This is a genomic window from Streptomyces kronopolitis, from assembly GCF_014646275.1.
In the GTDB taxonomy this organism is placed as follows: domain Bacteria; phylum Actinomycetota; class Actinomycetes; order Streptomycetales; family Streptomycetaceae; genus Streptomyces; species Streptomyces kronopolitis.
In genome coordinates this window covers 46,662-67,203 of record NZ_BMND01000004.1, presented here as the reverse complement: position 1 = coordinate 67,203, position 20,542 = coordinate 46,662, and the positions used below count along the sequence as shown (strand labels likewise).

Annotated in this window: 21 protein-coding genes; 10 read left to right on the top strand and 11 right to left on the bottom strand. The window is 71.9% G+C overall.

Annotated elements, in window-relative coordinates:
* Positions 1 to 40 precede the first annotated feature (40 nt).
* Positions 41 to 322 (top strand): SCO5918 family protein, encoded by a 282-nt coding sequence (locus tag IEY78_RS06450; protein ID WP_189096607.1) that lies wholly within the window; start codon positions 41 to 43, stop codon positions 320 to 322.
* Positions 323 to 388: 66 nt separating this feature from the next.
* Here IEY78_RS06450 and IEY78_RS06445 read toward each other — a convergent pair whose 3' ends face one another.
* The 3 genes from IEY78_RS06445 to IEY78_RS06435 all read right to left on the bottom strand — a co-directional run bounded on the left by IEY78_RS06445 (position 389) and on the right by IEY78_RS06435 (position 1,259).
* Positions 389 to 667, bottom strand: coding sequence for a hypothetical protein (locus IEY78_RS06445; RefSeq protein ID WP_189096606.1), 279 nt, complete (start codon positions 665 to 667; stop codon positions 389 to 391).
* A gap of 101 nt (positions 668 to 768) precedes the next feature.
* Positions 769 to 1,032: a hypothetical protein gene (locus IEY78_RS06440; protein ID WP_189096605.1), complete on the bottom strand. Its 264-nt coding sequence runs from the start codon at positions 1,030 to 1,032 to the stop codon at positions 769 to 771.
* On the bottom strand, positions 1,029 to 1,259 hold the full coding sequence (locus tag IEY78_RS06435; protein ID WP_189096604.1) for a hypothetical protein: 231 nt from the start codon (positions 1,257 to 1,259) through the stop codon (positions 1,029 to 1,031). Before IEY78_RS06435 ends, IEY78_RS06440 begins: the two co-directional genes overlap by 4 nt.
* 496 nt (positions 1,260 to 1,755) lie before the next feature.
* Here IEY78_RS06435 and IEY78_RS06430 point away from each other — a divergent pair, with 496 nt between their 5' ends.
* The 3 genes from IEY78_RS06430 to IEY78_RS06420 are packed head-to-tail and all read left to right on the top strand — an operon-like array spanning position 1,756 to position 4,669.
* Entirely contained in the window at positions 1,756 to 3,402 is a 1,647-nt protein-coding gene (locus IEY78_RS06430; protein WP_229699743.1) for an AbeC-like domain-containing protein, read from the top strand.
* Entirely contained in the window at positions 3,399 to 3,974 is a 576-nt protein-coding gene (locus tag IEY78_RS06425) for a hypothetical protein (protein WP_189096603.1), read from the top strand. Before IEY78_RS06430 ends, IEY78_RS06425 begins: the two co-directional genes overlap by 4 nt.
* Before the next feature lie 5 nt (positions 3,975 to 3,979).
* Entirely contained in the window at positions 3,980 to 4,669 is a 690-nt protein-coding gene (locus IEY78_RS06420) for a DUF3558 family protein (RefSeq protein WP_189096602.1), read from the top strand.
* A gap of 179 nt (positions 4,670 to 4,848) precedes the next feature.
* Here the strand turns inward: IEY78_RS06420 and IEY78_RS06415 are convergent, their stop codons facing one another.
* Together IEY78_RS06415 and IEY78_RS06410 are read right to left on the bottom strand one after the other, a co-directional pair.
* Positions 4,849 to 5,079, bottom strand: a complete 231-nt coding sequence (locus IEY78_RS06415) for a hypothetical protein (RefSeq protein WP_189096601.1) — start codon at positions 5,077 to 5,079, stop codon at positions 4,849 to 4,851.
* A 671-nt stretch (positions 5,080 to 5,750) separates the two neighbouring features.
* Complete coding sequence (locus IEY78_RS06410; RefSeq protein ID WP_189096600.1) at positions 5,751 to 6,494, bottom strand: aminoglycoside 3'-phosphotransferase; 744 nt, start codon at positions 6,492 to 6,494, stop codon at positions 5,751 to 5,753.
* Positions 6,495 to 6,698: 204 nt separating this feature from the next.
* Between IEY78_RS06410 and IEY78_RS06405 the strand changes: the two genes are divergently transcribed.
* Positions 6,699 to 7,598, top strand: coding sequence for a squalene/phytoene synthase family protein (locus IEY78_RS06405; protein WP_229699742.1), 900 nt, complete (start codon positions 6,699 to 6,701; stop codon positions 7,596 to 7,598).
* 7 nt (positions 7,599 to 7,605) lie between these two features.
* Here IEY78_RS06405 and IEY78_RS06400 read toward each other — a convergent pair whose 3' ends face one another.
* Genes IEY78_RS06400 through IEY78_RS06385 form a run of 4 tightly spaced genes read right to left on the bottom strand, consistent with a single transcriptional unit; the run spans position 7,606 to position 10,915 of the window.
* Positions 7,606 to 8,187: an SUKH-3 domain-containing protein gene (locus IEY78_RS06400; RefSeq protein ID WP_189096599.1), complete on the bottom strand. Its 582-nt coding sequence runs from the start codon at positions 8,185 to 8,187 to the stop codon at positions 7,606 to 7,608.
* A 33-nt stretch (positions 8,188 to 8,220) separates the two neighbouring features.
* Complete coding sequence (locus IEY78_RS06395) at positions 8,221 to 8,610, bottom strand: YwqJ-related putative deaminase (protein ID WP_189096598.1); 390 nt, start codon at positions 8,608 to 8,610, stop codon at positions 8,221 to 8,223.
* On the bottom strand, positions 8,603 to 9,079 hold the full coding sequence (locus IEY78_RS06390) for an SUKH-3 domain-containing protein (RefSeq protein WP_189096597.1): 477 nt from the start codon (positions 9,077 to 9,079) through the stop codon (positions 8,603 to 8,605). The genes IEY78_RS06395 and IEY78_RS06390 overlap by 8 nt, the downstream gene beginning before the upstream one ends.
* 27 nt (positions 9,080 to 9,106) lie before the next feature.
* Positions 9,107 to 10,915 (bottom strand): YwqJ-related putative deaminase, encoded by a 1,809-nt coding sequence (locus tag IEY78_RS06385; protein WP_229699775.1) that lies wholly within the window; start codon positions 10,913 to 10,915, stop codon positions 9,107 to 9,109.
* 484 nt (positions 10,916 to 11,399) lie between these two features.
* On the opposite strand from IEY78_RS06385, the gene IEY78_RS06380 reads away from it, so the two are divergent.
* The gene (locus IEY78_RS06380) at positions 11,400 to 11,564 is read left to right on the top strand and encodes a hypothetical protein (RefSeq protein WP_189096595.1); all 165 of its coding nucleotides are present in this window, start codon (positions 11,400 to 11,402) and stop codon (positions 11,562 to 11,564) included.
* A gap of 148 nt (positions 11,565 to 11,712) precedes the next feature.
* On the opposite strand, the gene IEY78_RS06375 is transcribed toward IEY78_RS06380, so the two are convergent.
* A complete protein-coding gene (locus IEY78_RS06375; protein WP_189096594.1) occupies positions 11,713 to 12,141 on the bottom strand; it encodes a hypothetical protein in 429 nt (142 codons plus the stop codon).
* A 330-nt stretch (positions 12,142 to 12,471) separates the two neighbouring features.
* Between IEY78_RS06375 and IEY78_RS06370 the strand changes: the two genes are divergently transcribed.
* From IEY78_RS06370 to IEY78_RS06360, 3 genes are all read left to right on the top strand, one after another.
* Entirely contained in the window at positions 12,472 to 13,191 is a 720-nt protein-coding gene (locus IEY78_RS06370; RefSeq protein WP_189096863.1) for a M24 family metallopeptidase, read from the top strand.
* Between the two features lie 216 nt (positions 13,192 to 13,407).
* On the top strand, positions 13,408 to 14,187 hold the full coding sequence (locus tag IEY78_RS06365; RefSeq protein WP_189096593.1) for a LamG domain-containing protein: 780 nt from the start codon (positions 13,408 to 13,410) through the stop codon (positions 14,185 to 14,187).
* A gap of 140 nt (positions 14,188 to 14,327) precedes the next feature.
* Positions 14,328 to 14,912 carry a sigma-70 family RNA polymerase sigma factor gene (locus tag IEY78_RS06360; protein ID WP_189096592.1) on the top strand — a complete coding sequence of 195 codons (585 nt, stop codon included), beginning with the start codon at positions 14,328 to 14,330 and terminating at the stop codon, positions 14,910 to 14,912.
* Positions 14,913 to 14,915: 3 nt separating this feature from the next.
* Here IEY78_RS06360 and IEY78_RS06355 read toward each other — a convergent pair whose 3' ends face one another.
* Positions 14,916 to 15,857, bottom strand: coding sequence for a hypothetical protein (locus tag IEY78_RS06355; RefSeq protein WP_189096591.1), 942 nt, complete (start codon positions 15,855 to 15,857; stop codon positions 14,916 to 14,918).
* Positions 15,858 to 16,117: 260 nt separating this feature from the next.
* Here IEY78_RS06355 and IEY78_RS06350 point away from each other — a divergent pair, with 260 nt between their 5' ends.
* A complete protein-coding gene (locus tag IEY78_RS06350; protein ID WP_189096862.1) occupies positions 16,118 to 20,503 on the top strand; it encodes an FtsK/SpoIIIE domain-containing protein in 4,386 nt (1,461 codons plus the stop codon).
* Positions 20,504 to 20,542 lie beyond the last annotated feature (39 nt).

The window sequence follows — 20,542 nt, the reverse complement described above, 5'->3', positions numbered from 1 at the left end:
AGGAAGCGCCGGTCCCTCCCTTCAACCCTGTTGAGGCACCATGCGATGCGTTATCGCCCACTTCCCCTTCGACTTCGTCAAGAGTGAGGTGGAGCAGCTCATGGCGGGGATCTCGCCGGAGCCCGCCGTCGGCCCCTGCGTGGTCATCGGACGCCGCACCTACCCCGTCAAGCAGGTCGGTGCGGTGATCACGCGGCAGGACCGCCGGGACTTCTCGGCGGGGGAGGTGACCAGGGCGCTGACCCGCCTGGGCTTCACCTGTGTCACTCCGGCCGCTCCCGCCCCGCCGGAGTCCACCGAGCTGCCCGGGCTGCAGTTCTGACCGTCGCGGGTGACGGGCCGCCGCGGTGCGGGGAGCCGCCGGCGGCACCGTCGCCCGCGCGCCCGGTCAGCCGCGCTCCTCGCGCTCCTGTTCCTCGGCCTCCATCTGCCGGATGCCCTCATGCGTCAGCGTGACCATCGCGGGCGTGTGGTGCGTCGTCCAGTCGACCTCGACGAGGCCTTCGCCCACCAGATACGTACAGGCGGCGGCCAGATCCTGCTCGGGCAGCCCGAGGTCGTCGCGCAGCCTGGTCCCCGGGGTGCCCAGCCGGTTCTCCGCGGTGGCTCGGTACAGCGCCTTCAGGACCGCTGTGCGGTAGTTCTTCCGCTCGTGCAGTGTTGCCATGGCTGCCGCTCGCTCCTCGATTCGGTACGCCCCCTTGGGCCGGTGCGGTCCGCCCTCCGGCACGGCACGGGCTTCACGGGCCGCAGCCGGCACCGGCTCCGTCAGATCTCGTCCGCCTGGAGACGGCGGGCCCCGGACGCCTCGCCGGTCGCCGGCCAGGGCCGGGGCGCCGCCGCGGTGTGGGTGGTGTCGACCGTGAGGTGCAGGCGGGTCCCGCCCTCGCCGCCGGCGGGGTAGCTGCGCTGCTCGGTGGCGGCGAAGCGGCGCCGCAGCGCCTCCGCGATGAGCCGGGCGGCCTCCGGCGTCGCCGCGACGATCCGGACCTCGGCGTGCCCGGGCGGGGGCAGTGGGTGGGGGTGTCTCATCGTGGGCCGCCCGGCGGGCAGGCGGGCGGATCGGGGAGCCCGGCCGTCCGCCGGCGCGCCGCACGCCGGTCCCCGCGCCCCGGCAGGCTGCCGCCGCGGGCCGCCGCGCCCCGTCCGCCGTGCCGTGCCGCGCCCGGTCCGGCCTGCGGTGTGCCGCGCAGGCGGATCAGGTACGCGACCACGATGATCAGGGCCAGGATCGCGGCCACGGTGACAACGGTCTCCATGCCCTCACACCCTTCGTGCCGACGGGCGTCCGCGCGGCGTCCGGGCTGTCGGCCCGGGAAGCTCCCGCGGACACCCGGTGGTGTCGCTGCTGGTCTTCTCCGCCATACCGCGACCTGTCCCCGGGCCCGCGGGCACCGCGTCCCGGTGTTGCTGCCGGCCGGGAGGCACACCCGCGAGAGAGCCGGTGTACGAAGTGCTCCCGGTGCTTTCACCCTACTCCGCACACCGCTCCCGGCGCCCTCCGCGAGACCCGTGCACCGTCTCTGACCAGGGCAGACGCCCCCGGCCTCGGCGGCGCCCCGCGCCCGGGACGCACACCGGCACCGGGCTGCCCGCCCGGCCCCCGACGCCTCGCGCTAGCACAATTCGGATGCGCACGGACACTGTGCGCGAATCTCTTCCGGGGGCGGCGGCCGAGGGCCATACTGTCCCTACTGAAACTCACTCAACTTCCTTGGTTCGCGAGTGAGTTCGACCATCGGGGGGTGGGTGCTCGTGCCTGAAGAGTCCGCCGCGTCGCCGCCGGACGGCGCTCCGCAGTACATCCGCAGCGAGGCCACCCGGCTGCTGTGCGCGGGTGTCTACTTCGACAGCCGGTTCCGCCGCCGCGTCATCGAGCAGCTGGTCGAGCACGAGGAGCGCCCGGTCGCCCCGTCGCTCGGCATCGACGTCCTGCCGGTCCTCGCGCACGCCCTGCGCGCCCGCCGCAGGGAGGCGGAGACCGGGCTGGTGCTGCTGGCCGTCTGGGCCGGGTTCATCGCCTGCTGGCTGGCCGGCATCTGGTCGCAGACGCTGCTGCCGGTCCCCTGGTTCCTGGCGTACGGGCTGGTCTGCGCCGTGTGCTGGGGCGTACGAGGGGGCCGGGGCGCCGTCTTCGCGCTCGGCCGCTCGGTGCTCAAGGAGGCCACTCGCGGCCGGCTGAAGGCGGTGCTGCCGGTCCTGCCGTTCGCCGTGACGTTCGCGTACTGGGCGCTGGTGCTCTTCACCCTCTTCAGCGGCGGCAGCGCCTGGGCCGCGGTGCTGTTCCCGGTGCTGCTGGTCCCGCCCGTGTGGGCCCACCGCGCACACGTCTCCTCCGTGATGCGCCACCAGCTGAGCCGCGGCGCCCCTGCGCGCCGCGAGGAGCTGCCGGTCAGCGACCAGTACCAGCGCATCGGCGCGGCCATCGACCGCGAGCAGCACGCGCATTTGGCGATCTACGACCCCTTCCGGCCGTTCGTCGGGGCCGGCGAACCGTACAAGCCGTGGTCGTTCGTCATGGAGCTGAAGCGGCGGACGCCGCAGAAGCAGCTGGGCGGGGTGCCGGGGCCGGGCGCGGACACCGGGGCGCTCACGGGCCGCGAGGTCATCGACCTCATCAAGCCGCGGCTGGAGGCCCTGCGCACCTCGGCCGCGGCCAGCAGCCGCGACCGCCTCCGCTCGCTGGAGGTCGACGAGATGGTCTATCTGCCGGTCGGGGTCGCGCGCGGCGAGGTCAGGTACGACCCCGCGAATGTGCGGCGGCACCTCGACGGCGCGGTCGGCGAGGGCGGCGAGGCGCGGCGGCACTTCCTGCGGGTGCGGGTCGGGGCGTGGGACGAACAGGTCGGGGTCTCCCTCCTGGTCCGCGTCCACACCCAGGGCGGGATGCTGGTCCTGGAGGTCGTGCCGCACATCCTCACCCCCGTGCGCCCGGAGTTCCGGTCGGTGGACGTGATCGCCGCGCAGCGCGCGGACGATGTGCTGCGCGATGCCGTGCGCTGCCTGCTCACCAGCCCCGCGGCGGGTTTCGCCGCCGCGGTCTCGCTGCTCCGCACGGCCGTCTCCCTCTTCCGCACCTGGCTGACGCTCCCGCAGTACGCGCTGCCGGACGGGCCGGTCACGTCGGTGCGGGAGCTGGGCAGCGTGCACGAGGTGTCGCTGCTCCAGGAGATGGACATCAGCCGCTACGTGAAGACGCTGCAGGACCGGATCGCCGGCGGGGTGCGGGAGGCGCTGCGCGCCAAGGGCTACGAGTCCGGCGAGTTCGAGCAGTACGTCGTCAATGTGAACGGGGGCGGGGTCTTCATCGGTGAGATGAGCGGCGGCGCGGTCGCCACGGGCGAGCGGGCCTCGGCGAAGCAGCAGGACATCACGGTGAAATCAGGGGGCGGCCGGTCATGACCACGGGGATGCGGGAGCCGGAGGAAGACGGGGGAGCGGCCGGCGCGGCCGCCGTCCCGCCGTCCGCTCCGAGCCCGTCAGGAGGAATCAGCGTCGGTGTGCTGACCGGTGGCGCGGTGGCCGCCGGTGAGGGGGCGACCGCCGAGGACCGCGCGCAGCGCGTCGGTCATCCAGCGCCCCCGCTCGGCGACGGAGGGCCGCCCGTCGTGCCCCCGGCCGTCCCCGGCGGCATCAGCATCGGCGTGATGAGCGGGGGCGCCGCGGCCTCGGGTCCGCACGCCAAGGCCCTGGACGCCGGCACCACCGTCCTCGACGCGCCTCCCGAACTCCGCACCGCCATGGCCACTCTGCGCGCGCAGTTGCACCTGCTCAGCCCCAGTGACGAGATGTCCGACGTGGACGCCCGGCTCGCCGAGGCGGAGGAGGAGATCGAGGCCACCGGGCAGGTGCGCCGCAGCCGTCTGCAGTGGCTGCGCGAGCGGCTCGACCTCGGTGCGACGGCCGCGGCCGCGCTCGCCTCGGCGGCGTCCGTGGTCCAGCAGATCACGCAACTCTTGGGCAGGCAGGGGTAGTCGGCGTGGACCAATGGGATGAGGAGCGGCAGGACTGGGCGGCGGCGCCGCACCCGGACGGACCGCCCGCAGGCAGCAGGCCCCGGCGCGCGCTGGTCGTGGCGATCGCCACGGTCCTGCTGGCGGCGGCGGCCGGCACGGGAATCTGGCTGCTGGCGCGCGACGGCAGCGACGGCGGCACGGACCAGGGAGACGTCCTGCCCGGCGTCGTGCCGTCGAGTTCACCGACCGGGTACGGGTCCTACCCGACGGCATCGGCTTCCCCGGGGTACGGGTCCTACCCGACGTCCTCGGCGTCCCCCGGATCCGCGACCGACCCGTGCGCGGCGCTCGACGCCACCACGGCCCAGCAGCTGGGGCTGGGCACGGGCCTGCCCGACAACCCGGGCAATGCCGGTGTGCAGCTGAACTCGTGCAGGTGGAGCTACTCCGGCTCCGACGGCCGCGAGGCCGCGGCGTTCCATCTCGTCTACACCCGGGATGTCCCCGTCTCACCCTCACCGACGCCGATTTCGGTCGTCGGCGTGCCGTCCGCCGTGGCCACGAGCAACGACAACGCCTGCGCGATCCTGTGGCCCGCGTCGTTCGGGGAGGTCCTCGTCCACGTCGCCCGGGTCAACGCGGGGCCCCAGCGGGACCTGTGCGCTCTCGCCTCGGAGTTCGCGGCGGCGGTGGCGCCGCGGGTGCCGAGCTGAGGACCGGAGCGGGGGCCGGGGGTGCGCGGTCTCCAGCCTCCGGCAGCCCCTGAGACCTGCCGTGGGCCCCGGACGCGAGAGCGCGCCGGGGCCCATGACCACCCCACCGGAAGGCAGTTCGGGGCGCGACGAACCGGTGGGACGGGCGGTGCTGCGATGTTGCGGTGCTGCGTTACGTGTCAGATCCCCACGCCGCCGGAGAAGCCCGCCTGGCCGCCGACGGGACCTATCTGACCGCTCACGCCACCGGAAACCGAGCCGCCCACCGTGGGCAGGGCGGGCAGCCCGGGAAGCGGCGACGCCCCGCCGCCCAGCAGGTTTTCGGCCCCGAGCACGCCACCGGACACCTGGTCCAGCTCGTGGTCGGCGATCTCGTGCGTCTCGTTCCGGGGCATGGAGTCCTTGTGCATGACGGCCCTTTCCTTCGTTGTTCACGGTGATCATGAGCGGGTATCGGCCGCCCCGGCGACAGGCTGACGCCGCCGGTTCGACGGCCGTGGCAAGCGGAAGCGGATGTGAGCCTTCCGATTGCTGCGAGATCCCACCACGTCCACGGCGAACCGGCCACCCCGACCCATCGGTCATGTCCCCAGACGTTCCGGTATCGCGTGATGTCGGCGCGCACCGCGCTCCACCGGATGGTGACAACTCCTTCACCGTCCTTTGAGCACCCCAGGATTGCCAAGCGGCACCGACCGTGCCGCCCGCAGGACACGGCGAGCCGTGAGGACCCGGGAATCCCGCGTGCTGCCTGCGCCTTTGGGCCGAGTGGAGAGGGGCGCCCGACTTCACGGAGTCCGCGTCGGCAGCGCGTGCGTGCCCTTTCTGCACAGAGAATGCGCAGGATTACGGGGCCTCGGAAGGAGTGCCTGATGTCGGGGGATGTCGGGTTCACCTGATGTATCGGAATTCGGTGGGGTGGTGAGGTCCGGGGCGGGTGGGTGGCGAGGTCTGGGGCGGGGCGGCGAGGTCCGGGTGGGCTGCCTGGCGCGCGTGGTCTGCGTGACCTGGGTGGTCTGTGTGACCTGGGTGGGTTGGCTGGGCTGCCCTGCCTGGGTGGTCTGCGGGTGGGGGAGGGGCGTCAGGTGAGGTCCCACAGGCGGCGGTAGAAGGCGGTGCGTTCCGGGTCGGGGGCGATGCCGTAGGCGTCGAGGAGGGTGCCGTCCCATCCCGGACCGTAGTTCCACTCGGTGCTCCAGGTGGCGACGGCGAGGTCGGCCCAGCGGTCCGCGACGCCCAGCGCGCCCATGTCCACATGGCCGGACCAGGAACCGTCCGCGTGCAGCAGCGTGTTCGGCGCGCAGGGGTCCCCGTGGCACACGACGAGCCGGTCCACCACCGGCTCCTCCAGCGTTGCGGGGGCGCCGCCCCCTGCGGACCGGGCGCGCCCGAGACGAGCGGCGACCGACCAGCTGAAGGGGCAGTCGGCCACCGGCAGGCGCTCGTGCAGGGCGCGCAGCCCCACCCCCAGCGCCCGTACCGCGGTTCCGGGATCAGCCGTCCAGCGCGGGCTGACGGCGCTCTCACCGGGCAGCCCGCGGGTGACGAGCCAGGCCCCGTCCGCCTCGTGGCCGTGGTCCAGGACGCGGGGCACCGGTGTGAACCGCCCGGCCCAGTCCAGGCGCGTCATCTCGGCGGCGAGGTCCAGCCCGGAGCCGGCCGGCGCCCACTTGGCGAACAGCCGGCCGTCCCCGGCGCCGAGCTGGAAGGTCAGGCCGCCCAACGCGTTCTGCCAGACGGGCACCAGCGGACGCCCGCCGGCCACCGCGGCGATCGACGGCGGCACGCGCACCTCGCGGCCCGGCGGTCCGGAAAGGCTCCTCATCCCCTCATGCTGCCCTTTGGGCGGGCGCCGCGGCGAGGGATATTCGGGGGTGGGGGATCCGGGGTGGGGGATCCGGGCGGCGCGGCCCCGGCTCGCGCCCGGACAATGAGCATGCGCAGCGCGCGCACGGTCCTGGGCACGGGCACGGGCAAGGGCACGAGCGGCCGAACGGCCAACGGCACGGGAATGGGTGAGGGTACGAGCATGTGGACCACCAGGCTGGACGCCGCGGGTATTCACGACCCGCAGTTGCGCGACGACTTCACCCGGCAGCGCTCACTGGTGGCCCGCTACAAGCCCGCGGCCTACCTGGCGGTCCTGCTGCTCCTGCCGCGCCCCCTGGCGCCCCACGTGATCGCCGCCACCGCCTTCATGCACCACACCGACAACCTCCTCGACCACGGCCCGCTGCCCGAGCGTGCCGCCGCCTACACGGCATGGGAGAAGGAGGTGCACCAGGCCCTGGCCACCGGCGTCAGCGACCACCCGGTGATCCGCCCCCTCCTGCACACCGGCGCCCGTCACCCCCGCCTCCTCGGCCACGTGCGGGAGTTCCTCGACACCGCCGCCACCGACCTCGAATTCACCGGCTTCGCCACGGAGTCGGACTACCAGCGCTACCTCGACCACTACTCCCTGCCGGCATTCCTGCTGGTCGCCTGCCTGCTCGCACCCGGCGACGAACCCGCCGGCTACCGCGCCGCCTGCCGCACCTACATCGACGGCAGCCAACGCCTCGACTTCGTCAACGACCTGGCCGAAGACCTCGCCGACGACAGACTCACCATCCCGCAGGAGGCCCTGCTGAGCCACGGTGTCACCCCCGCCGACCTCCGCCAGGCCCCGGACACCCCCGAAGTCCGCGCCCTGCTACGCGACCTGCTCCACCGGGCCCGCACCACCCTGGCCGCCAGCCACCCCGTGACCGACCTCGTCCCGCCCGCCAACCGCCCCTTCGTCCGCGCCCTGATCGCCCTCGAAGAAGCCACCACCACCGCCGCCACCGCCAAGGGCCCCCGCCTCCTCACCTCCTCAGCCCGCCCCGCCCTCCCCACCCTCCTGAAAATCCTCCTCCGCGAACACCGAAACGCCCGACGCGTCTGAGGGACGGCTATCCGAACACGGCCTGAACGCCCGTGTGCGTATGAGGGCCAGTCGGCGGCCGCTCGGTTCCGGCAGACTCGCTGTTCTGATGCAGTTCTGCTTCGGGACCGCCGTCTTCTCGCCAAGTCCCGTCCTCGAGAACTCGGTCAGGGCGAAGGCCTTCAATGAGTACGGTGAGCCCTTCAAGGGGTGAGTCTCCGAGAAACCACCAGCCGCCGTGGTTGACCAGAAAGAGCCTGTTCTGCTCGTCCACGGCGATCAGGGATTCCTCGCCGTGAGAGCCGAAGGGGAAGATCCGACTACCGATGCGCTCTGCGAACCGTTGCATCGTGGCCAGGGCGTGTCGCCCCTCGCGAGGGTCGACAACTATGCCGTGAAGGGCAACTTCCTTGCCCGGGCCGTGGAGGAGAACGTCCACTCCGTAGAATTCGCGCAAGGCGGCCTCGGCTGCCGGGAAGAGTTCCCAATGTGCCCGCTCATCGCGGCCGACCGTACTGGCAGTTTCCAAAATGGCCGTGAAGGCGGACGAGCCGCAGTCCCGCCCGGGAGCCCATCCTGCACGAGTCAACACTTCGACGGCGCTACGCACATCTGCCTCCGGGTACGTGCTCTCCATCCGGCTTCACGGCCCGATGAATCGGATGTTCAGCTGGCCGAGAAGGGCGCGGCAGGCGCCACACGGCTCGGTGGGCTGTCCATGGTCGGGATCTCCATGATCACGGATCTTCTTTGAAACCATGGCTGCCCCGGCAAAGTGTGCGGCGGCTTCTTCGAGGGAAACCTGGTGCTGCCCTTCCTGTTCGGATTCCAGTGCCCAGAGCTGGTCGGAGACGAGTGCAGACTCGGCGCAGTATCCGATAAATGGCTCGCGTTCCTCGATCGGGAGCCGGTCGAAGAACTCGAGTACGGCCGGATGGAGATTCGGATCACCATCGCCGACCAAGTTGGTATGACTGAAGATCTTGCCGTGAATGAGCAGCGAAGAGGCAGTGCCAGGGACAATGCTAGACAAAATAATCCTCCGCGGGCTGTAGACCCCCAACGTACAGGCAAGCAATCGCTTCTCTGATTCCAACTCCCATGTAGTAGAACCCGGTGTGGTGAATGCAGAACATCCGACCCAACGGGTCGATCACGGTTAGCCCCCCTTCGATCTTGTCCCAGCCGACAGGGAAAACGGGCTGCTGCAGATCCTCGGAGAGCTCAGTGATCTCTTCTGCTTCATTGCTGCAGAACCGGGCGCACGTGTTGAAGTGTTCCGTGCGGCCCGGGTCGTAAGGGAATTTTACATCGAGGAATCCGTACGAACGCAAGAATGCTTCTGCTGCAGGGAACAGGGAGACTTCGCAGTCGTGAGTAGCCAGGTCAGCGATCACGAATTGCGTCAATTCCGCTACTCGATCCGCCTCGTCGCGCTCCGGATGCCATCCTGCCTCGGCAAGAAGTTTGTCTACCTCTTTGAGCGTTTCCTCGCGTGGCACAAGACTTCCTTTCCTTGAAGGTTTCGGTTACTTATGGGCTCGGACGCCCAGTCTGGGAAGCATTGCGGCGCAGGAACGGCAGGGAGGCTTATAGTCCCCGTGATCGTATTCAATTTTCCCCGTCTCCTTGCTTATCTGTTGTCCAATCTGCCTAGTGTGAACGCTGCTGCCATGGAGTGCTCTGCGGGCGTCCTCAGGCGTGCGTATGCTGGTGCCATCAGGGTCCAGCTGATGTAGGCGGTCGGAAATCAATGATACTTCCGCACATTTTCCATGCCCGGTTCCTGGATGTCTTCCCTCTGCCTTGATCTCCTGTTCAACCCTGTCGAGCACCTGCTGCACAGCAGGGTGCGCTCGCGGGTACATCTGTGGTTCGGGGCGCTTCATCTCCCCCGCATCCATCCGTATCTTGTCCTGCGGTCTAATGACTGGCTTTCTCTTGATTGAGCTCGTATGTGCAGTGATCGTTCCATTATGCAAGAGGCTCCCCGCACATCCATCTTTACGGTAATCCTTGCCGGGAGTGTCTCTGGTATTTTTCGTGTCCCGAGCGTCGTCGGCGAGTTGCCGCGACTCGTTTTCCAAATGCTCAAGTTGGGTTTGCGGGTTCTCGTGGGATACATCGATCGGATCTCTGCGATGATGCCGCATCTCGTGCGCGCTGTGGCCATGCCACCAAGGGTTACGCCCGGATCCGTCGTCCGCGCCGGTCTTACCGCCGCCGGGCCCCTTCCCTCCGCCGCCGCCACCTGTGTGGGGGGCTTTCGGGTCGGTCCGGTCACCCTTGCCCAGGCCGGAGAAATGTGAGGCGAGCTTGTCGTCATTCTCCTTGTGGTTCTTTGCCATCTGCTTGACGCCGCGAGTCATGTTGTCATCGAGGTGTTTGGCGGTCTTTTTGACGCCCTCCTCGATGCCGTCGATGACTTTGTCCAACATGGCGTTCGCCGCATCAGCGATGGCGTCCTTGCCCCGGGTGCGGCCATGGTGGGTGCGGGCCCGGCCGATCTTGCCGCCGGCCTTGTTGCGGAACGTACCTCCCGCACTCTGCAGGCCGGTCACGGCCCGGTCGTGTTCATCGGGGTCGAAGCTGAATCCGCCGCGGGTTCCGCCCTCGCTTCCTGACGGTGCGCCGCTTGGGCCTGCGCTCAGGAGTTGCATCGGATTGTCGGCCACCGACTTGGCGGAGTCCTTGGCGTCATGAGCGCCCTGCTTGAAGCCGTCCTTGCCGGCTTGGGCAGCGTGTCCGAGGTCGATGCCGTCCTGTGCTCCCAAGGCGTTGGCGCCGAGCTGAACGACCAGGTCACCGACCATCGCACCGAGCGCTTCGTCGACGGGGGTGAGCGCCATGCTGACGACTTGCTCGGCGACCTGCTGGCACACCTCCTTGAATATTCGGCGAACTGAGAGGCGGGTGACCTGGGTGCCCGCCAGAGCCCCCAGCTCGGAAAGGCCGAGTGTGAAGGGGGCGGCGGCCTGCGCGGCTATCACCTCTGCGGCAAGAATGCCGAGTTGAACGATCGCGCCGATCTTGGCGCCTTCGATCAGGATGGCGACGCCGTCCAGCGCCGTGGCCGTGAGCCGACCACACTCACCCAAGTTCCTCAGGTGGGTACCGTTGATCTTTCCCCAATGGCGGTTCAGAGCTTCCGCGGCCAGTGAGCCGCCTGCCGACTCAACCAAGCCCTGGATGGCAGTGTGTGCCTCCTTGGCGCCACCATCGATGTCATCGGCGAACTCGCGCATGGCATCAGCCATGTCCCGGTAGTCGTCCTCGTCGACGTTCGGCCATGAGACTCCGATGATGTCGAGAACCTCGTCCGCCCACTCAGGCAGCACTACACCCAACGCGAAACACCCCCCTGCTGTTCAACTCGCCCTGGAAGAGATGCTCCAACAGGGAATAGTGGTTCCACGGGGTGCCCATGAGCCACCGGCCTGCCGCCCCTGATGGGTGGCCTTGTCAGGTCCCACGGCCAGCACCGGTCCGGCCCGGCGCTGCACGGAGTCGCCCCGTGAGCCGCCAGGCTGAGTGTCTTCCGGCGAGCGGCTTCTACTCCCTCTTCGGCACCTCTTCCACAGGCTCGCCGCTGGTGCACGGCGCAGGGCTCCGTGAGGTCCGGGTACATGGCCGCCGATCTGGGCGAGCTGGTCCCCGGCCGGGTGACAGCCATCGACGCGGCGGCGGACGTGGTGGAGGCGGTGGCGTGTGCCGTCGCGCCGAACGCGGGCTGGAAGACGCCGAGTTCGACACCGTGGACATGCACGCGCTGGAGTTCGCCGACGACACCTTCGACGGGGACCGCGTCCACTGGTGCGGCATGTGGGCCGACCGCATCCTGGATTCGGCCATCGCCGACCGGCTCAGCCGCGACGCCTCGCCACCGAGGACGACCTGCGCAGCATTTCCGCCGCCTGGCGCACCTGGGCCTCCGACCCGGTCGGCTGGCTCAGCGGCCTGCACGGTGCGATCATCTGCCGGGCCTGACCGCACGTCGCGTCCTGTGCCGGGACAAGCCGGTCACAGGACGATGTGCAAACCACCCGCGTCGCCCCGTACACGTTCCCCTAGGGGCATGCGTTCCTCGCCGCAGCAGTCGGGGCTACGGCTCTACCCCATGGGCTGACTCAGGGCATCAGTTGTTCTTGCACTTCTTGGTGTCCGTGTTGACGTCCATGATTTCGTTGATGCGCGCGAACTTGTACTTGCCCTGGGAGTCGCCCTGGAAGGTGACGCACTTGTAGAACGGCGTGGATCCGTCGTTGTAGAACTTGAAGGCAGCGGTGGTGCGGGTGCCCCCGAGGCAGTGGTTGTTGTAGTAGACCGTGGTGCTCGACCAGCCGCTCTTCCAGGAGAAGTTGACCCGCCCGCTGGAGCCGCTGCACTTGACGCTGTCCTTCCCCGACTTCGGCGGGGCCTTGGCCGCCACCGGGGCCGAGGCGGAGTGCTGAGAAGCGCCGGACGCGGCGGGAGCGGTGGGCGCCGCGGACGCCGGTGCCGAACACAGACCGAGGCTGAGGCCGACGGCGGCGAGGGCAGCTCCGGCCGAGGTGAGAGTGCGCATCGATTCCCCCAAGAGATCGCGGATCACTAGATATTGATCGTTTGAAGACAGTCGCGATCACTAAAGCTCTCGGCCCGTTAGGCGTCAAGGGAGTTGTGGAGACCCGGCGGGCACGCTCGGTCGGAGTTGCGTTGGCGAGCTTCAGCGACGGCGGCATGCGCGACCGGTTCGTGGACGCGCCTGCGTGACCGGGTCGATGCCAGCGTGTGGGATGGGTGGTTCGGGCAGTTGCGGTGGTAGGGGGTGTGGAGGGGGCTGTTGTTGTGGGGGGCGGGACTGTGAGGGAAGAGGAGGAGCGGCGTGGGTGTGTCTGATGGTGTGGATGAGGAAATGCGTGTGCGGGGGCTGGTGGCGGCGCAGGGGAAGGCGGCGGCGCTGTTCGAGGAGGTCGAGCGCCGGGGGCTGGTGGTGCCCGGGGCCGGTGAGCGGGAGGTCAGTGACCGGATCCGGGATCTGGCGAACGAGATGTTCGGCACGACGAAGCACTGGCATAAGCGGATCGTCCGCTCGGGGCCGAACACGCTGTTCCCCTATCGGGAGAATCCGCCGGACCGGGTGATCGGGGCGGACGACATCGCGTTCGCCGACTTCGGGCCGATCTTCGAGGAGTACGAGGCGGACTTCGGGCGCACCTTCGTCCTCGGTGACGACCCGGTCAAGCACCGGCTGCGGGAGGACCTGGCGGCGATCTTCGCGGCGGGCCGGCGGGCGTTCGAGGCCGATCCGGACATCACGGGGGCGCGGCTGTACGCCGAGGTGGCCCGGCTGGCGGCGGAGGCCGGCTGGGCCCTGGGCGGCTGGCACGCGGGGCATCTCGTCGGGGAGTTCCCGCACGAGACGATCGACGGCGCCAAGACGGACTCGTACGTCGTGTCGGACAACGTCCACCCGATGCGCCGCACCGACCGGGCGGGCCGGCGCTGCCACTGGATCCTGGAGGTCCACCTGGTGCACGAGCGGAAGGGAACCGAAGGAGCTGAAGGAGTCGACGGGGCAGATCGGGCCGGCGGGTTCGGGGGGTTCTACGAGCAGTTGTTGGATTTGGCCTGACGGCAGCCGTCGGCCGTCGTCCCGGGCGGCCCAACGAAGCATGTGGAATCGCTCATTTCGTGGTGTGGGCGCATGTTCCCGTGCAGGTCAGCACATTCAGGGGCGCACATTTGGCGAGTCGACGGCCTGTCAGACTTCGGGTGCACGTTGAACCACTTCCGGAACGGTTACGTGGTCACCCGTGTCACCTGTATGCCGCACGTCCCGGGGAGATTCATGACGCGCAGATGGTCGCTCATCACCGCGATCGCCGTACTGACCGTCGCGCTGGCCTTCGTCGTCACCCAACTGGTGCGCGGCCAGGGGGCCGGGGGGTCCGCGAAGGAGGAGGCCGGGGGGAAGGCGGCCCCGTCCGGCCCGGACGCCGGCGCCGGGGCGCTGCGCGGTATCGGGTGGTGGCCGCTGCACCGCTCGGGCACCGCGAAGGCGGGGGAGCACGACGCCGTCGTCAGCGGCGGCGCGCAGTGGACCGACGGCCCCGAGGGCGGCGCCCTGCGGCTGGACGGCACCAGCGGATTCGCGGACACCGGCTCCCGGCTCGACACCGCCGGCAAGGACTACTCGGTCGCCGCACGGGTGCGGCTCACCCCCGAGGACCTGAACGGCTTCCACACGGTCCTGTCCCAGGACGGCGACCGGAGCAGCACGTTCTACCTCCAGTACTCCGGCCAGGACCAGAACTTCGCGTTCAGCTTCACCGGTGCCCGTACCGTCGCGGAAGGGGCCGAGCAGCCGCAGGCCGGCCGCTGGTACCACCTCACCGGCACCTACCGGCAGAAGGACCACCGGATGCGGGTCTACGTGGACGGTCGGCTCGCGGGCAGCAGGCAGGCCGCCGGCACGGTGAAGCCCACCGGAAGCGTGGTGGTCGGACGCGCCAAGTTCGACGGGAAGGCGGCCGACCGCTGGCAGGGCGAGGTCGCCGATGTGCACGTCTACGACCGGGAATTGACGCCTGATCAGGTGCGTTCGCTCTCCTCCCGCGAACCGGGCTGACGGAGGTACCGGGGCGGGGTCACCGCCGCCGGCGGACACGCCGCACACAGCGCACGACCGCTCGTGGCGGCGTCCGCCGGCTCCCCCACGGCCGGCGGCGTCCGTCTTCCCCACAGATGATCCGGAGAGGAAAGGGCCCCTTGTCGGCCAGTGCTTCGACCGAAGACCGCATATCCCGCCCCCACACCGCGGAACTCCGCCCCGACGAGTTCCTCAGATCCCTCTACCAGTGCCACGGCAGCGCGCTGCTGCAGTTCGCCGCGCGGCGGCTGGGGGGCGACTGGCACCGCGCCGAGGACGCCCTCCAGGAAGTCGCGATCCGCGCCTGGCACCACGCCGGAGAGCTCGACCCGACCGCGGACTCGGTGCGGCCGTGGCTGTTCACCGTGCTGCGCAACCTCGTCATCGACGGCCACCGCGCCCGGCAGGCCAGACCGCCGGAGGCCGGTGACCCGGAACTCGCCCACCTTCCGGTGTCCGACGGCGTGGACCACCTGCTCACCTCCCAGGTGCTCATCGAGGCGATGAGAGACCTGCGGCCGCCGCAGCGCGAGGTGCTGCTGCACGTGCACTACCTGGGGCGCAGCGTCAACCAGACGGCCCGGGTGCTCGGTGTGCCGCCGGGCACGGTCAAGTCGCGTACCCACTACGCCGCCCGCGCCCTGCGGGCGGCGCTGCACAGCCGAGGGCTGCACGCCGGCGGCCAGGACCGCGCCGCCGGATGAGGTTCACGTCAGACGCCCCGCGTGCCGGGTGATCGCCAGGCCGAGCGGACCGGTGTCGAGCGAGCCGTCCGCGCCGACCCGCCAGGGCCACCCCGCCGGCGCGTCGCCGAGCACCAGCAGCCCGTCCCCGCGCCGCATTCCGTCCAGCGCCCCGGCCCGGCGCGGGAGTTGTGAGGCGTCCACGACGAACAGGTGGGGCGCCTCGCCCTCGACGGCGATCCGGCTGCTGCCCTCGATCAGCCGGAAGATCTGGGTGACGTCGGACGAGCCGGGCTCCGGCTGCCCCCGGCCGGCCGAAGCGGCCCTGGCGAACGCCTCCTCCAGGCTGGCCGCGGTGTGCAGCCGCGAGGTGCGCGGCGCGTCGCCGCCGAAGAACCCGTCGCCGGCCAGCGAGCCCACCAGGGTGACCTCGGCGAGCGCGCCCACCGGGCCGGCCAGCGCCTCGGTGACCAGGGCCCGTGCCAGGCCGCGCACCTCCTCGTCCGGGCCGCTCACCGAGACCGGTCCGGCCGCCCGGGAGAGGTCGACCAGCACCCGGTCGGCGCCGTCCAGCCCCACCGTCACCGTCAGCGCGTACGGCAGGGCCGGTTCGCCCTCCGGGCCGGGGCGGTGCAGGTTGTCGGGCGAGATCGTCCAGCGTTCGCCGTCCGCCTCGGCGGTCCAGGGCGCGGGGGCGGACTCCTCGGGGCCGGCCAGCAGCAGTCCGAGGCGGGCCTCGGAGTAGACGACGGCGTACAGGTCGGGCAGCGACCGGCCGGAGCGCAGGCACTCGCCGGTCAGCCGGCGCAGGCCCGCGTTGACCACGTCCAGCGCTTCCCGCCCCACGACGGCGGCCGAGGCGGTGGCGGGCTTCGGCGGGCGGGGCCGCCGCTCGGTGACGATCAGCGCGGCCACCGCCCCGATCAGCGCCAGCCCCAGCACCACGGCCAGGACGTACCAGATCATCTTCGGACTCCTTGTCGGGGCGTCCCGGCGGCGGAGCCGGGACGGTCGGAAGCGGGGGCGGCACCGCGGCAACGTCGCGGTGCCAGGTACCCGAAGGCCACTACGGGGCGCGCCCGCGGATGGTTCACGGACGGGCGGCGGGCGGGTCCGTGAACCATCCGCGCACCGGCGCCGTAGGTCCGGGCAGTGGCACGGGAGCCGACGGACAGGGCTCCCGCGGCCCCCGTTCACGCCGGCTGGAGGACGTTTTCGTGTCGTTGATGTTGACCGTGGTCGAGGGGGGCGGTGAGGCGTTCGACGTCCATCTCGACGCCGACCCCGACACGCCCGTGGGTGCCGTCGCGGAGGCGCTGGCCGGGGCGGGCGGCGTCCACCGGCCCCCGGAGGGCCTCGGCCTGTACGCCGGTGACGAGCTGCTGCCCGCGGACCTGCGGCTGCGGGACGCGCCGCTGCGGCACGCGTCCGTCGTGGGCCTGGGGCGCCCGGCGGGCATCTCGTCGGCCGAGCCGGACGGGCTGGTGGAGGTCCGCGCGGTCGGCGGCGCCGGGGCGGGCGCGGTGCACCGGCTCGACATCGGCGCGTACCGGATCGGACTGGCGCACGACGGCACCGCGCAGCTGCTGCGCGTCGTACCGCAGCGGCCGTTCGCCGTGCTGACCGTGGGCCCCGGCGGACGCTGCCGGGTGGCACCCGACGCGGCCGCGCCGGACGGCCCCCTCCAGCTGGACCGCGCGGACCTCACCGGGGACACCGCCTGGCCGGCCGGCGCACAGCTCCTCGTCGGCGGCTGCCTGCTCGAACTCGCCCTGCCCCAGACGCCGGACGCGGCCGTGCAGCTGTCGGAGGACGGCACCGGCTGGGACTACAACCGGCCGCCGCGGCTGCGCCCGGCCGAGAACGCCACCCGCTTCACCCTGCCCTCCCCGCCCGCGGCGCCCGCCGCCCGGCCGCTCCCGTGGATCACCGCGGCCGCCCCGGTGGTGATGGCCGCGGTCGGCGCGCTGGCCTTCGGCCGCATGTCGATGCTGCTGTTCGGGCTGCTCTCCCCGGTCGTGATCCTCGGCAACTACCTGATGGGCCGGCGCAACGGGCGTCAGTCGCACGCCGACCAGGTCGCCGCCTACGAGGAGAAGAAGGGGCGCATCGAGGGCGACGCGGAGCAGGCCCTGACGGCCGAACGCACCGCCCGGCGCCGCGGCTTCCCGGACCCGGCCGAGGTCGTGCTGACCGCCGTCGGCCCCCGGCGCCGCCTGTGGGAGCGCCGCACCACGGACGCCGACTTCCTGGAACTGCGCATCGGGACCGCCGACCTGCCCTCCGACGTGGTCCTGACGGACCCGACCAAGGACGAGCACCGCCGCGAGGACCCGTGGACCGCCTACGACGTCCCGGTGACGGTGCCGCTGCGGGAGCACGACGTCCTGGGCATCGCCGGTGAGGGCCCGGCCGCGCGCGCCGTGGCACGGTGGGCCATCGCCCAGGCCGCCGTCCTGCACAGCCCGCGCGACCTCCAGATCCACCTGCTGACCACCGGCGGTCCGGGCCGCGACGGCTGGTCCTGGCTGCGCTGGCTGCCGCACGTGCGGAAGAAGGGCGGCGACACCCCGGCGAACCTCGGCTACGGCACCGAGACCTGCGCCCGGCGGGTCGCCGAACTGACCGCGCTGATCGCCGAGCGCGCCGGACGGGAGGACCGGCGCGGCCGGACCGCCGGGCCCGATGTGCTGGTCGTCCTCGACGGCGCCCGGCGGCTGCGGTCGCTGCCCGGCGTGGCGCAGATCCTGCGCGACGGGCCGTCCGTCGGCGTCCGCGCGGTCTGCCTGGACGCCGAGGAGCGGCTGCTGCCCGAGGAGTGCCACGCCGTCGTCGCCGAGGAGCCCGGCGGCACCGTGCGGGTGGGACGCTCCGGGCGGGGCACCGTCGGCGGCATCCGGCCCGACGTGGTGTCCCAGGACTGGTGCCGTTCGCTGGCCCGCGCGATGGGGCCGCTGCGGGACCCGGGCGGCGACGACGAGCAGGCCGCGGTGCTCCCGCAGTCCGCGCGGCTGCTCGACGTCCTCGCCCTCGACCCGCCGCAGGCCGCCGGCATCCGGGCGCGCTGGACGGCCGGGGGCCGCTCGACCCGGGCGGCCGTCGGCGTCTCCCTGGACGGCCCGTTCCACCTGGACCTGCGGCGCGACGGCCCGCACGGGCTGGTCGCCGGCACCACCGGCTCCGGCAAGTCCGAACTGCTCCAGACGCTGGTCGCCTCGCTCGCGGTGGCGAACCGCCCGGACGCGATGACGTTCGTCCTCGTCGACTACAAGGGCGGCTCCGCGTTCAAGGACTGCGTGGACCTGCCGCACACCGTCGGCATGGTCACCGACCTCGACGCCCACCTGGTCGAGCGGGCCCTGGTGTCGCTGACGGCGGAACTCACCCGGCGCGAGCACCTCCTCGCCGCGGCCGGCGCCAAGGACATCGAGGACTACGTCGACCTGCTGGAGCGCGAGCCGGCCGCGGGCCGACCGCCGATGCCCCGGCTGCTCATCGTCATCGACGAGTTCGCCTCGATGGTGCGCGATCTGCCGGACTTCGTGAAGGGCCTGGTCAACATCGCCCAGCGGGGCCGCAGCCTCGGCATCCACCTGATCCTGGCGACGCAGCGCCCCAGCGGCGTCGTCTCCTCGGAGATCCGCGCCAACACCAACCTGCGCATCGCGCTGCGGGTGACGGACGCCGGCGAGAGCACGGACGTCCTCAACTCCCCGGAGGCCGCGGGCATCTCGCAGAGCACCCCCGGCCGGGCCTATGTGCGCCTGGGCCAGAACTCCCTGGTGCCGTTCCAGTCCGGGCGGGTCGGCGGGCGGCGGCCCGGCGCCGCGGCGGCCTCGCTGCCGGCGCCCTGGGCGGTGGCGGTCGGCTGGGAACGGCTCGGCGAGCCGCTGCCGGCGCGGCCCCGCGCCGCGGCCGCGCCCGCCGAGGTGGAGACGGACCTCACCGGGCTGGTCGCGGCGATCCGCGCCGCGGACCGGGAGATGGGCATCCCCGCGCAGCACAGCCCCTGGCTGCCGCCGCTGCCCGAGAAGCTGGTCATCGGCGAACTGCCGCCGGTCCCGGCCTCGGACTACGACCTGGCGCCGGTCGCGTACGGCGTGGTGGACCTGCCCGCGCAGCAGGCCCGGCTCCCGCTGGTGATCGACCCGGCGACGCTCGGGCACCTGCACCTCGTCGGCTCGCCCCGGCAGGGCCGTTCGCAGGCGCTGCGCACGCTCGCCGGCACGCTGGCCCGCGTCCACTCCCCGGCGCAGCTGCACATGTACGGCATCGACTGCGGCAACGGCGCGCTGCTGGCCATGGAGGGGCTGCCGCACTGCGGCGCCGTCACCCAGCGCACCCAGCCCGACCGGGTGGCCCGGCTGCTCGCCCGGCTGACGGCGGAGCTGACCCGGCGCCAGGAGATGCTCGCCGCCCGCGGCAGCGCCGACCTGACGGAGCTGCGCCGCGCCCTGCCCGAGGAGGAGCGGCCGCCGCACCTGGTGCTGTTCCTCGACCGGTGGGAGGTCTTCGACAAGCAGCTCGGCGAATACGACGCCGGGAACCTGCTGAACGCCGTGCTGACCCTGCTCCGGGACGGCGCGAGCGCCGGCATCCACCTGGTGATGACCGGTGACCGGGCGCTGTTCTCCAGCCGGGTCAACAGCTCCACCGAGGACAAGCTCGTGCTGAAGCTGAACGAGAAGTCCGAGTACGGGATGATCGGCATCACCCAGCGCAACGTGCCCGACGAGATCCCGCCGGGCCGCGCCTTCCGCGCCGCCGACAAGGCCGAGGTGCAGATCGCGCTCCTCACCGAGAACCCGGAGGGCCAGGCGCAGGCCGCCGCGCTCCAGCAGATCGCCGAGGAGTGCCGGCGGCGGGCGGACCGGCTGCCCGCCGCCACCCGGCCGTTCCGCGTCGACACCCTGCCGGACCGGCTCACCTTCGAGGAGGCCGCCCGGTACGTCCCGGCCCGGCGCTCCGCGCGGTGGGCGCTGGCCGGCGTGGGCGGTGACGAACTCACCGCGATCGGGCCGGACTTCACCGTCACCCCGACGTTCCTGGTCGCCGGGCCGGCCCGCTCGGGGCGCAGTACCGCCCTGTCGACGCTGGCGCTGGCGCTGCTCACGGCCGGCACCCCGATCGTGGTCGGCGCCCCGGCCCGCTCGCCGCTGCGGCACCTCGCCGGCCGGCCCGGCGTGCTCGCGGTGTTCGACGACGCCGACCTCGACCCCACGGCCCTGGAGGCGGCACTGGCCTCCGCGCCCGACGGGGCCGTGGTGCTCCTGGACGACGCCGATCTGCTGCTGAAGACGAAGGCCGAGCCGGTCCTCACGCAGATCGCCAAGTCCGGCGCCGAGACCGGCCGGGGCCTGGTCATCGCGGGCCAGACCGACCGGCTCTCCTCCGGCTTCTCCGGCTGGCACACCGAGGCCCGCCGCAACCGGTGCGGACTGCTGCTGAAGCCGCAGAACATGAGCGACGGCGAGCTGATCGGCGTCAAGGTGCCCCGCAGCCGCCTGGGCGCGACCCGCCAGGGCCGGGCGATCCTGCACCTGGGCGACGGCGTGCTGCGTACCGTGCAGGTCCCGGAGACGGTGTTCGCGGCGCCGGGCGGTGCTGCCTGACCCCACCGCGCGGACGCGTCCGCACAGCACAGAGGGCTC